Origin of the sequence: Rhizomicrobium palustre (assembly GCF_011761565.1) — a bacterium.
GTDB classification, from domain to species: Bacteria; Pseudomonadota; Alphaproteobacteria; order Micropepsales; family Micropepsaceae; genus Rhizomicrobium; species Rhizomicrobium palustre.
The window spans coordinates 469,393-481,738 of sequence record NZ_JAASRM010000001.1; the positions used below are offsets into that span (position 1 = coordinate 469,393).

Sequence of the window (12,346 nt, forward strand, 5' to 3'; positions counted from 1 at the left end):
AAAAAGAAAGGCGAAGCGGACCAGCTTCGCCTTTTTCATTTATGCGACCGCCAAATTGGCGAGATCTTCCAGAAGCCCCGGTCCCACCGGGTTCCAGCCGAGTTTCGCGCGGGTCTGGGCGCTGGAGGCGAGCATGTCGAGACCTGCGAACCGTGAAAGCCAGCCGAAATATTGCGGCGCCTCTTCCTGGGTGATGGATTTGGCAGGAAGGTTCAGCCGCGCCGCGATGGTTTCCGCGATCACGCGCATCGCAACGCCCTCCTCCGCCACGGCATGATATTTCGCATTGGGCTCGGCGCGTTCGACAGCAAGGCGATAGAGCCGGGCGACATCGCGGTAATAGGCAGCAGGCCAGCGGCTCGCGCCATCGCCGAGATAAAAGCAAACACCTTTCTCGCGATACATCTGAATCAATGGCGTGATGAGGCCTTGGTGCGCGGTGTCATGCACTTGGGGCAAACGCACCACGCCAATATTGACGCCGTTTTTCAAAGCCACGGCGGCAGCCTCTTCCGTCGCCGCACGCGGATGATGATCAGAGCTTGCTGTGGGATTACCCTCTTTCGCGGCCTCGCCAGGGATGGTGTTGGCGATGGGCGTGCCGGAGGTTACGAGAAGCGGGCGATCAGAGCCTTTTAGCCCAGTGGCAAGCGCGGCGACCACACGGCGGTCGTCTTCGCAATTCTGTTTGAAGCGCGTGAAATCGTGATTGAAGGCAAGATGGATGACGCTGTCGCATTGCGATGCGCCACGGATGAGCGCATCATCATCCTGCATATCGGCATGAAGCACTTCGGCGCCAATTGCAGCTAGGGCGGGGGCCTTTAACCTCGAGCGGCACAGGCCCAAAACGCTATGCCCCCCGGCGATCAAATCCTCCGCGACCGCCATGCCGATGAAACCGCTTGCACCCGTTACAAACACACGCATGCGTCTTCTCCACTGTTTGATGGAGACAAGATTTAGGGCGAGGTATATCCTGGTAAAGTAGTGACTTTATCATGGTATAATGACTACCAGCCTCCAAGACGAAAACCGCCTCGGCGCTTATCTGAAGGACCGGCGCCAGAAGCTTGACCCGAACGCGTTGGGCTTTCCCGCCACGCGTCGACGCACCACTGGCTTGCGCCGCGAAGAGGTGGCGCAGCGGGCTCATATCAGCCCGACTTGGTACACCTGGCTGGAACAGGGCCGCGGCGGCGCACCATCAGCCGATGTGCTGAACCGGCTGGCGCGGGCACTGCTGCTGACCGAGGTGGAACGCGAGCATCTGTTTCTCATCGCGCTCGGTCGCCCACCCGAGGCGCGCTATCAGAAATACGACGAAGTCACACCGCGATTGCAGCGGGTTTTGGATGCGCTGAACCCTACGCCTGCTTTGATCCGCAGCGCGGTTTGGGATGTGCTGGCCTGGAACCGCGCCTCCTCGGCGATGCTGATCGATTACGGATCGCTGCCGCCCAGCGAGCGCAACATCCTGCGCTACATCTTCCTCGATCCACGGGCCCGCGCGGTGCAGTATGATTGGCAAGCCGTGGCGCGCTTTGCCCTGAGCGCCTTTCGTGCGGAGACAGCCCGCGCAGGCGCGGCGGCGATGATCGAGCCACTGGTGAAAGACCTTTGCCGCTTGAGCCCGGAATTCGCGTCCATGTGGGAAGAGAACGAAGTCCATCCCGGCCATAGCGAGGCGATCAAGCATATTCGCCATCCGATTGCAGGTGAGCTTGCCTTCGAATATTCGACCTTTGCGGTGGATGGGCGGACGGATTTGAGCCTCGTCATTTATAATCCCGTCACACCGGAAGATGTGGCCAAGGTCGCGACGCTCTTGCAGGCATGAAAGCGTCATCGCAAAGTGGCATAGAGTTGGGCCAAGGATCGGCGGAGGGATTTATGCGCGGGATGAAACAGGCAGGGCTGGCGGCGGGGCTTTGCGCGCTGGTGTGCCTGCCTGCAAATGCCGAGTTTGCCATTCCCGGCTTCGAGCTGGTGCATACGCTGCCAGTGGGCGCGGGGCTCAATCCGCTGGATGTGCGCGATGCGGCGACCGTCTGGTGCGAGATGATCGATCACGCCAAGACATCCATCGACTTGGAGCAGTTCTATGCCACCTCCGAGCCCGGCAGCGCGCTCGATAAGGTGATCTCTCGACTGGAAGCTGCCGCGGCGCGCGGCGTGAAAATCCGCTTTCTGATGGAGAACGTCGGCAACCGCATGTCGGATACCACCACGCTGGCAAGGCTCAAAGCCATCAAGGGCATCGAGTTTCGCGAACTCGCTTTTGCCGATGTTTCGGGCGACGGCATCATTCACGCCAAGTTCTTCGTGGTGGATGGCAAAAGCGCTTTCGTCGGCAGCCACAATTTCGATTGGCGCGCACTCGAACATATCGACGAGACCGGCCTGAAAATTGACGACAAGACGATGGTGAGCGAGCTTGCCGCCATCTTCGTGCGCGATTGGGAAGATCAGGCCCGCATCGCGGCGGGAAAGCCGGTGCAATCGGCGACGGACGCAAAGGCGGCCATAATTGGCGACGGGCAAGCTGTTCTGGTGGCGAGCCCGGCCGATCATAATCCGGCAGGGGTGGCGGATTCACAGGCGATGCTGGTCGACCTCATCGCTCATGCCAAGAAGAACATCCGCATCACGGTGATGGAATATTCGCCACTGGGGCAGAAGCGGCAGTATTACCCGGTGATCGACACCGCCTTGCGCGCCGCATCCCAGCGCGGCGTTAAGATCGAGCTCTTGGTCGCCAATTGGAACCTGTCGCGCTTCAAGCAGCCTTATCTGAAGAGTCTCGCGGTGCTGCCCAATGTGGATTTGCGCGTCGTCACCATTCCCGAGGCGCAAAGCGGCTTCATTCCTTTCGCCCGCGTGGTCCATACCAAGACCATGACCATCGACGACGAGATCGCCTGGGTCGGCACCAGCAATTGGGAAGGCGGCTATTTCGACCATTCGCGCAATATCGAGATCGTGCTGAAAAATCCCGCGATGGCGGCGAAGCTGAACGCGCTGCATGATCAGCTCTGGCAGGCGCCCTTCACCAAGCCGCTGGAGATCACGCGCGATTATCCCGCGCCGCATCCGGGCACGCCTTAAGCGGCGGGAAAAAGCCTGCCGCGGATCGCAAGATACGCGGTGCGCACTGCCAGCGTGCCGATGAAGAGATTGGCGGCGAGGAAAATCACCGGCGCGAGAATTTGCGCCGCGCTGATGCCTGAAATCGCAAGCTTCAAAGTGGCGACCGTGGTGGAGGCGATGCCGAAAGTATAGGCCCAATAGGACGGCGCGAAGCTCTGCTCGCCGAGCCAGAACCATAAGCGCAAGCCCAAGAGCAGCTGGAACAGGCCGTAGCCGAGCAGCATCAAAAGCCAATGATCGGTGGAGCCCGGCGCCAGCATCAGCCAAGCCATAGCGCAGACGACAGGCGGGGCGAATTGGATGCCCAGCAAAGGGCGCTGCGACGCGGGCAATGGTTCTGGCTGCCACAAACGCTGCACAATGGAAGATTCCAGCGCCAGCCAGGAAAAGACGCCCGCGCCTAAGAACAGCCAGCCCCAATCGGCGTGACCAAGCGCACCAAGCGCTGCCGCGCTGGTGAAATTGCCCGCTACGGTCGGAAGGTACAGGCTCGGCACACTATCCTTCGCGGCCCGCCCGCCCTGCCACATGGCTCCGGTTTGATAGAGCGCGAAGCCCATGTGCCAGGTGACACCAACCGCGGCCAAAATCCAGGCGGCAATGAGGTTGTAGCGCACCACTGCCATCACCATCAAAAGCGTGGAGATGCCGATGAGCGCGGGCATGGCGCCTTGCACCGGATGGCGGATTTCAGCGAGCGCGATTTTAGGTGCACGAATAGCTTGAACAAGGTACAGTAGAAGTAGACTGGCCCAAACCGCCCCCGCAACCCCTAAGATAATTTCTCCGATCAGGGGTGGGGTCTGCCAGAGCTTAGCAGCCAACCGCCAGGATTGGCCGATCCCGGAAAGACCCAAGACCATGCCGAAAAACGCGGCGGGGACGAGCTTCATTTTTTAAGATGCTTTTATTTTACATCTTTTCTTGTGCCGCGCCGCCAACCCCAGGTCAATGCGACCTAGGGTAGCCTAATTCGGATATCCGCTTATTTCACCACCGGCAAAAGCACTGCGCTGGAACCTTCTGGGGCGGCGCGCAAGATCGAGATGGTTGCGGGTTTGAAATCCGCGGGCTTCGCAAACAAAATGTTCGGCACAAAGCTTTGCGGGTTGCGGTCATAAAGTGGAAACAGGCTCGACTGCACCTGCACCATAATGCGATGGCCCGGCTTGAAAACGTAATTCATCGTCGGTAAGCGAAACTTGATCTCCGCTGTCTTGCCCGGCTCGAAAGCTTCCGGTTTTTCGAAGCTGTTGCGGTAACGACCACGGAAAATATCCAGACTGATGGGCAGTTGATAGCCGCCAAGTTCGGGTTGTTCGGCATAGCTCGGCGGATAAACGTCGATGATCTTCACCACGAAATCGCCATCGCTGCCATTGGTCTTGATAAAGAGATCAGCGATCGGCGCGCCCTGCACGCGCACCTCTTCCGTCAAAACCGGGCTTTGATAGGAGAGCACATCGGTGCGGGTAGAAATATTGCGCTGATCCTGCACCAGCCAGGTCGTCCATCGGTCGTGATCGGCGCCATCGACTGGCGGCGTGAGGAAGGGCACGGGCTTGGCCGGATCGGAGACATATTTGTCCTCGCCCGCTTTCGGTTTCTCAAAACCGAGCGCGAAATCCTGCTGGAGGTAGAGCGGCTTTAACACCTGCTTTTCGGCGATGGGCCAATCGGAAAAACTCTCCCAGCGCTTATCGGCGGCATTGAAGATCATCGCTTCCGGCAAAGGCTGTGCAGGCTTCCTGTCCTTCAAATAGGTGTTGAAGAAGGGAAGCATCACGTCATGGCGGAAATCGGCGGCGGTATCGCCCTTCCATTTCAAAGGACCAAGATTTTCGGCCGCACGGTTGATCTGGCTGTGATACCAGGGGCCCATGACGAGGTGATTATTGGCGCCGTGTCCAGAGGCTTTCAATGCTTCCCAGGTGTGGATCGCGCCATACATATCTTCCTGATCCCACAGGCCTTGCAACCACATGGTCGGCACGTCCGAAGGATGCTGCGGCACAATCCTGTCCAGCGCCTGCAACTGCCAGAAGGCATCATAATCGGGATGCGCCGCGAAGCGTTTCCACCATGGCAATTGGTCGAAGCCATAGCGCTCCGCATAAGCGCCCGCTGAACCTAGCTCGAGGAAGTTCTGGTAATCGTCCGCACCGGGACGAGGAATCCTGGGGCCACTTCCGGTGCGCGCCATCTGGCCGGAGAAATAATCCATGCCAAGCTGGCGGAAGGCACCGTAATGATACCAATCATCGCCCATCCAGCCGTCAATCATCGGGCTTTCGGGAACCGCCGCCTTCAACGCCGGATGCGGGCCCAGCAGCGCCATGGCCACCGCCCAGCCATCATAAGACGAGCCGACCATGCCGACCCGGCCGTTGGTGCCCGGCACGTTTTTCACCAGCCACGCAATGGTGTCATAGGCGTCGGTGGTGTCGTCGGTTTTCGTGGGATTTAAGGGGCCGCGCGGCGGGCGCGTCATCACATAGGCCCCTTCGGAGCGATGCTTGCCGCGAACATCCTGGTTCACGATGATATAACCGTCGTCCACGAATTCGCGCTTGGAGGGGCGCAGAGCATCGCGCAGATGCGGCTTGTCATCGTCAAACCCGCCAGCGTTATAGGGCGTGCGTTCGAGCAGGATCGGCAGGCCAGAGGCACCTTTGGGGATCAGGATGACGGTGAAGAGCTTCACCCCGTCGCGCATCGGGATCATCACCTCGCGGCGTTCGTAATCATAGCCGGGATGGGTGTCTTTCCATTTCGCGGCGATGTCGGAGCCTCTTTGCACCATGTCCGCAGTGACTGGGCCTGCAAAAATGGGCGCAGCCATAAGAAGCGCGGTAAGCGCGGCGGCAACAGAAAAACGCATCAAATCCCCCAAATAAGAAAGCTATTTCACACCGCAAAACGCCTATTGCGCAAGCTTCGTCTTGCGCCGTGCGCCTTCGGAGCGACCATGCGCCCGGCCCGGCAAAAGTTCGATGAAAGGCAATTCTTCGCCTGCATGCCCAGCGGATGTCTGGGTCGTCTTCACCATGTCGATCAGTGCGCGCAAGGCGGGCGGCACCTGACGCTTGCCGGGATAATATAGATACATACCTTCGAAGGCGGGCGACCAGCCTTCCAAAACAGGCACCACATGACCAGAGCGGATGAAGAGTTCGGCCGAAGTTTCGAGCGTATAAGCAAGCCCGACCCCGTCGACGGCAGCACGCAAAGCAATATCGATATCATCCACGATGATATTACCAGTTACAGGCACCACGCCCGCCTTGCCAATCAAGGACCTTGTAGGCGTCTGCCCTGATCTTTGGCTGGTGCGCTTGGAGATGAAGGTCCATGGAAGCAAGGCCTGGCTCGCCCGGAGGCGGTTCTGAATGCAGTTATGCTGCAGTAAATCTTGCGGCGTTTTCGGCATGGGATGGCGCGCAAAATAAGATGGCGAGCCAACCACTACCGTCTGCAATGTCGGCGTGACGCGCACAGCGGTCATATCGAGGGCCACGAATTCGCGCGGTCCGATGCCCGCATCATAGCCATGCGCCACAATGTCGATCATCTCTTGCGTACCGCCAATCTCGAGCTGCACATCAGGATAGAGCTGCAGATATTTGCGCCAAATCGGTGCGATGACGATTTCCGTGATCATCGGCACGGAATGGATGGTGAGCTTGCCCGCAGGCTGGCTGCGCACATGCTGCAGGCTGTCCACCGCGCCGGAAATCTGCTCGAGCGCGGGCGCGAGCTGCTCCAGCAATTTACGGCCGGCATCCGTCGGGGACACGCTGCGCGTGGTGCGATTGAGCAGACGCACGCCTAGCGTTTGTTCGAGCTGGCGCAAACGGTGGCTTAAAGCCGAGGGCGTAACGGCCAGCTTATCGGCGGCAGCGCGAAAGCTAAGATGCTCAGCTACCAGAACAAAAGCTGCGAGATCGGTCAGTTCACTGTTGCGCATATTTCCTCGCCCAGAGGGTCAAACCGTCGGCCGTAGTGATTACCGCATTATTAAGACAGGCCGAAGCGATTGTTGAGCTCTATTCAGCAGTCCAATTAGCAGAACGGTGGTTCACTTTCAAAGCTGGCGCCGTAAATTGCTGAACATACCGCCGCAAACAATGGCAGCCCTTTAAAGCCTGAACCAGCCGCGCAACACAGCTTGCGGGGAACGGGAAAGCTTTGTCCAAAAGGCTCTCAGCGAAGAGGCGGCAGACCTTCTCTGGGACGATTCCTCGCACCATGACCGCCGAAACCCAATCCCCTCCTTTTCCGCCGCGCAGCGCTAAATTCCTGAAAGGCACGGTATGTGCCCTGGCTTTAGTGGCTCTGGCCGGCTGCGCACCGGATCTCGGCCCGATGGCCGCGCCCGACGATTCCTCCACCCTCGAGACCAGCAAAAGCTTCGCCGCGCCCACTATCGCCTGGCCGAGCGAAGACTGGTGGACCGCCTATAACGATCCCCAGCTGAACACGCTGGTGAACGACGCTTTGCAGGGCTCGCCCGATCTGAAGATCGCGGCCGCGCGCCTGAAACAAGCCGCCGCCATGGGCGATGTCGCGGAGGCGGATCTTTATCCGACCATCTCTGCAGATGCTTCGGCCAAAGAGACCGAGCAATCCAAGAACCAGGGCTTTCCCAAAAGCTTTAAGCCGTTGATGCCGAGCGGCTGGCACCATTCGGGTTCGGTGACCGCGAGCATTTCTTATGAACTCGATTTCTTCGGTAAGAACCGGGCGAATTTCGCCGCGGCGCTTTCCGATGTGCAGGCCGCAAAGGCCGATGAAGCCGCAGCGCGCTTAAGCCTCTCCACGGGCGTGGTGCAGGCCTATGCCCAGCTGATGCAGCTTTTCGCGGATAAGAAAACCGCCGAGCGCGCGCTGCAAATTCGCGAGCAGAGCGCAAGCCTTGTCGAGCAGCGCTGGAAGGCACAGCTCGATGATGAATCCTCCTATTCCCAGGCTCAGGCGCAGCTGAAAAATGCGCGTCTGCAGGTGAAGGAAATGGACCGGCTGATCGCGCTGACCCGCAATCAGATCGCCGCCCTTCTGGGGAAGGGCCCGGATCGCGGTCTTTCTATTCAGCCCACGGACAAAGCCTATCTCGGCAGCGTAGGCCTGCCGGAAAAACTCTCTGCAGATCTGATCGGACGCCGGCCTGATATCGTGGCGGCACGCTATAATGTCGAGGCCAAGAGCTCGCGGATCGATGCGGCCAACGCCAATTTCTATCCCGATATCAATCTTGTCGGCACCTATGGGCTGCAGACCTTCGATCTGAAATATCTCGCGCAAGCTTCATCCGAGATGGGATCTTTCGGCCCCGCCATTCATCTGCCGATCTTCGATTACGGCCGCAATACCGGCATCTATCGCGGCGCCCGCGCCCAATACGATGAAGCGGTCGCGCTCTATGACAAGACGCTGGTCACCGCCTTGCGCGATGTTGCCGACGCCTATGGCAATCGCAAATCGCTGGACGGCGAGCTTGCCGATGCACGCGGCGCGGAGAAAGACGCCGCCAATTCCTATCGCCTGGTGAAGGCGCGCTATACCAGCGGCCTGGTGCGCTACATCGATGTTCTCACGGTCGAGAACCAGCTTCTGCAAGCGCAGCGCGCGGTCACTGACCTCGATTCCCAAGCCTTCATCTATGACGTCGCGCTGGTGCGCGCTTTGGGCGGCGGTTACGCCGCAAAACGTTAACAGCCAGCCCCAGTCCACGAACGAAATTCGGAGTACAAGATGCAAAATTCGATTGAAGACGAGACGGTCGCGGCCCCGGCCCGCCGCAAGAAACTGTTCCTCCTCCTCGGGACCGCGGTTGCGGCGGTGGCCTTGGGCGCAGGCGGATATTGGTATTTCGTCGCCTCCCATTATGTCTCGACCGACAATGCCTATGTCCAAGTCTCCTCGGCGCAGGTCACCCCGCTGACCACCGGCCGCGTGATGGATGTGCGCGTGCATGATGCCGAAGCAGTCAAGAAGGGCGACATCCTGGTAGTGATCGATCCTGAAGACGCCAAGCTGCAGCTGGATCAGGCCCAGGCGGCCTATGCGCTCACCCTGCGCAAAGTGAAGACATATTTCGCCACCGCCGACGCGCGCCGCGCCGACTACGAACGCGCCAAGCTCGATTACGACCGCCGCGCCAAGATCCAAAAGAGCGGCGCGGTTTCAGGCGAAGAGCTTTCCACCATGAAGACCGGCCTCGAGACGGCAACCGCCGCCTTGGAATCCGCCGAAGCCATGACCCAAGGCACCTCGGTCGAAAAACACCCCGAAGTTCTGGCAGCGAAAGCGGCGCTTGATACCGCGCAGCTGAATTACGAGCGCACCATCATTCGCGCGCCCGTTTCCGGCATTGTCGCCCAGCGCAATGTCCAGATCGGCCAGATGATCCAGGCGGGGCGCCCGGTGATGACCGTGGTGCCCGTCGCCGATGTCTATGTCGATGCCAATTACAAGGAAGACCAGCTCGCCAAAGTGCGCCCCGGTCAGAATGCAGAATTGGAATCCGACATTTATGGCTCGTCGGTGAAATTCCGCGGCACGGTGATCGGCCTTGGCGGCGGCACGGGCGCGGCCTTCTCCCTCATTCCTGCACAGAACGCCACCGGCAACTGGATCAAGGTCGTGCAACGCGTGCCGGTGCGCATCGCGCTCGATCCCGAAGACCTCAAGGCGCATCCGCTGCGGGTCGGACTTTCCATGCAAGCCACCATCGACGTCTCCAAGTAATAGGTATTGTCGTGAGCAGTGCGGCTATCGCTATCGGGACACCTAAGCGCGAACTCAGCGGCATGGAAGTTGCCGCCATCGTGCTTGTCCTTTCCATGGGCAACTTCCTGGCGGTGCTGGACACCACCATTGCCAACGTTCTGGTGCCCGATATCGCGGGCAGCCTTGCGGTTTCCTCGAGCAACGGCACCTGGGTGACGACCGCCTATGCCGTTGCCGAAGCCATCATGGTGCCGCTGACCGGCTGGCTGGCAGGCCGTTTCGGACCGGTGAAGGTGTTCGTGGCCGGGATTTTCGGCTTCGGCATCTTCTCGCTTCTCTGCGGCCTTGCCACCTCGCTCGGCATGCTGATCGCCTTCCGCGTGGCGCTGGGCATTTGCGGCGGGCCGCTGATCCCGATTTCGCAGACCCTGCTGTTGAAGATCGTTCCCGAAAAAAATCGTGTCGCCGCGCTGGCGGCCTGGTCGATGGGCACCGTGCTGGCACCAGTGGCCGGCCCGGTTCTCGGCGGGTTGATCTCGGATCATTGGGGCTGGCAGTGGGCCTTCCACTTCAAGCTGCCGCTCGCCTTCCTGATCGGCTTTGTGGCGTGGCGCGTGCTTTCCCAACACGAGCAGGCGACGGAAAAAGCGAAAGTGGATTATGTCGGTCTTGGCTTCCTGGTGCTGTGGGTTGGCGCCTTGCAAATCATGCTGGGCAACGGCCAGGACCAGGACTGGTTCAACTCCTCCATGATCGTGGAACTGCTCATTGTCACGGTGATCGGCTTCCTCGCCTTCGTGATCTGGGAGACCACCGATAAGCGCCCAGTCGTGGCCCTTAACGTCTTCTCCAACCGCATCTTCTCGGTGACCATGATGGTGACGGCGCTGGCCTTCGGCGCGATGTTCGGCACCATTGTGCTGGTGCCGCTGTGGCTGCAAACCGCGATGGGCTATACCGCCACCTGGGCCGGGTATAACGCCGCCCTGTCGGGTGTCACCATGGTGGGCTTTGCACCTATCGCCACCAATCTTATGACCAAGATCGGCCCACGCGCCGTGGCCTGTATTGGCCTTCTTATCACCGCCGTTTCGTCCACGATGCGCGTCAGCTACAACGACCAGATCACCTTCTGGCAGCTGATGTGGCCACAGCTCGTCTTCGGCGCTGGCATGATCATGACCATGATCCCCTTGATGGACATGTCCACCATCGCGCTGAAGGAGAAAGACATCGCCTCGGGTGCCGGACAGTTCAACTTCATCCGAACCCTTTCGGGTGCGATTGCGACCGCTGCCGTGGTGGCGCTGTGGAACAACCTGATCCCCTCAAGCCATGCCAATCTCTCCGCAGTGCTGCACAATCCGCAAGGCTTCATGGATATGGCCGAGAACGCGGGAATGGGCACGGAGACCGCACGCGGCGTCCTTAACCAGATCGTCAATGGACAAAGCGTGATGCAGGCCACCAACAACACCTTCCTGATGCTGGCCGGGCTCAATCTTCTCGCGGCGGCCGCCGTATGGCTGGCGCCCAAACCACCGGAACGTACTGGCGAAAAGCCGATGATGCACTGAAGACTAGAACAAGGAATAGGAATATGCCCCAGGAACAATCGACGCTGATGGTCAATCTGAGCTGCAACGGTGACGACGCCGATCTGCTGGCGATTACCGGCGCGCTGGCGCTGCAGATGAATGCCGCAGTAATCGGTGCGGCGGTCTATGAGCTGGCAACCGATGTCGCGGTGACTGTCGCCGGGATGGGCGGCCTTTCCAGCCCGCAACAGCTCATCGACGATGAGCGCGAGCACGCCGAGAAGCGCATCGCCAAGGCCAAGGCCGCGTTCTTTGAGGCGCTCAACGGCAAGGCCGATCCCTTGGAGTGGCGTTCCAAGGTGACCCACGCCTCTGCCACCGACTGGCTGGCAAAGAACGCCCGCGCGGCAGATATCGTCATCACCCACCCCTTCGCGGATGGTTCCTATGCCAGCATGTATCGCCGCGCCAACCCGGGCGATCTGATCATGAATTTGGGGCGCCCGGAATTGCTTCTGCCGCGCGGACTCAAATCGCTCGATCTTAGTACGGTGCTGGTGGCTTGGCGGGACAGCCGCGAAAGCCGCCTAGCCATTTCATCGGCCCTGCCTCTTCTGAGGCTCGCCGGACGCGTGATCGTCGCCGAGATTGTTCCGCCTGGTGCCGCGCCAAAGGCGCAAAGCAATGTCGATGATGTGTGCCAGTGGCTACGCCGCAAAGCCATCAAAGCTGAAGGCCATGTCGAAATCGCCAACGCCACAGACGCACAGGAGATAGCCGCCCTGATCGGCAGCTCAGCCTGCGGACTTATCGTGGCAGGCGCTTATGGCCACTCGCGCATGCGGGAATGGACGCTGGGCGGTGTCACCCACGATCTTCTTCTGCATCCTCGCTGTGCCACGCTGATCGCGCATTAACTCTTCTAGATT

10 protein-coding genes are annotated in these 12,346 nt (G+C 59.9%); 6 read left to right on the forward strand and 4 right to left on the reverse strand.

Annotated elements, in window-relative coordinates; all coding sequences use genetic code 11:
- Nucleotides 1-39: 39 nt before the first annotated feature.
- Entirely contained in the window at nucleotides 40-930 is an 891-nt protein-coding gene (locus FHS83_RS02060; protein WP_167080394.1) for an SDR family oxidoreductase, read from the reverse strand.
- 79 nt (nucleotides 931-1,009) lie between these two features.
- Between FHS83_RS02060 and FHS83_RS02065 the strand changes: the two genes are divergently transcribed.
- Both FHS83_RS02065 and FHS83_RS02070 read left to right on the forward strand, forming a co-directional pair.
- Entirely contained in the window at nucleotides 1,010-1,840 is an 831-nt protein-coding gene (locus FHS83_RS02065) for a helix-turn-helix transcriptional regulator (protein WP_167080396.1), read from the forward strand.
- Between the two features lie 53 nt (nucleotides 1,841-1,893).
- Nucleotides 1,894-3,108 (forward strand): phospholipase D-like domain-containing protein, encoded by a 1,215-nt coding sequence (locus tag FHS83_RS02070; protein WP_208414184.1) that lies wholly within the window; start codon nucleotides 1,894-1,896, stop codon nucleotides 3,106-3,108.
- On the opposite strand, the gene tehA is transcribed toward FHS83_RS02070, so the two are convergent.
- From tehA to FHS83_RS02085, 3 genes are all read right to left on the reverse strand, one after another.
- Nucleotides 3,105-4,043, reverse strand: a complete 939-nt coding sequence (gene tehA / locus FHS83_RS02075; protein WP_167080398.1) for a dicarboxylate transporter/tellurite-resistance protein TehA — start codon at nucleotides 4,041-4,043, stop codon at nucleotides 3,105-3,107. The genes FHS83_RS02070 and tehA overlap by 4 nt on opposite strands.
- Before the next feature lie 92 nt (nucleotides 4,044-4,135).
- Nucleotides 4,136-6,031, reverse strand: coding sequence for a CocE/NonD family hydrolase (locus FHS83_RS02080; protein ID WP_167080400.1), 1,896 nt, complete (start codon nucleotides 6,029-6,031; stop codon nucleotides 4,136-4,138).
- Between the two features lie 42 nt (nucleotides 6,032-6,073).
- On the reverse strand, nucleotides 6,074-7,117 hold the full coding sequence (locus FHS83_RS02085) for a LysR family transcriptional regulator (RefSeq protein ID WP_167080402.1): 1,044 nt from the start codon (nucleotides 7,115-7,117) through the stop codon (nucleotides 6,074-6,076).
- Nucleotides 7,118-7,398: 281 nt separating this feature from the next.
- Here FHS83_RS02085 and FHS83_RS02090 point away from each other — a divergent pair, with 281 nt between their 5' ends.
- The 4 genes from FHS83_RS02090 to FHS83_RS02105 are packed head-to-tail and all read left to right on the forward strand — an operon-like array spanning nucleotide 7,399 to nucleotide 12,334.
- Nucleotides 7,399-8,862 (forward strand): efflux transporter outer membrane subunit, encoded by a 1,464-nt coding sequence (locus tag FHS83_RS02090; protein WP_167080404.1) that lies wholly within the window; start codon nucleotides 7,399-7,401, stop codon nucleotides 8,860-8,862.
- A 39-nt stretch (nucleotides 8,863-8,901) separates the two neighbouring features.
- Nucleotides 8,902-9,897, forward strand: coding sequence for an HlyD family secretion protein (locus FHS83_RS02095; protein ID WP_167080406.1), 996 nt, complete (start codon nucleotides 8,902-8,904; stop codon nucleotides 9,895-9,897).
- Between the two features lie 11 nt (nucleotides 9,898-9,908).
- Nucleotides 9,909-11,456, forward strand: coding sequence for a DHA2 family efflux MFS transporter permease subunit (locus tag FHS83_RS02100; RefSeq protein ID WP_208414185.1), 1,548 nt, complete (start codon nucleotides 9,909-9,911; stop codon nucleotides 11,454-11,456).
- 23 nt (nucleotides 11,457-11,479) lie between these two features.
- Complete coding sequence (locus FHS83_RS02105) at nucleotides 11,480-12,334, forward strand: universal stress protein (RefSeq protein ID WP_167080408.1); 855 nt, start codon at nucleotides 11,480-11,482, stop codon at nucleotides 12,332-12,334.
- Nucleotides 12,335-12,346: the final 12 nt, after the last annotated feature.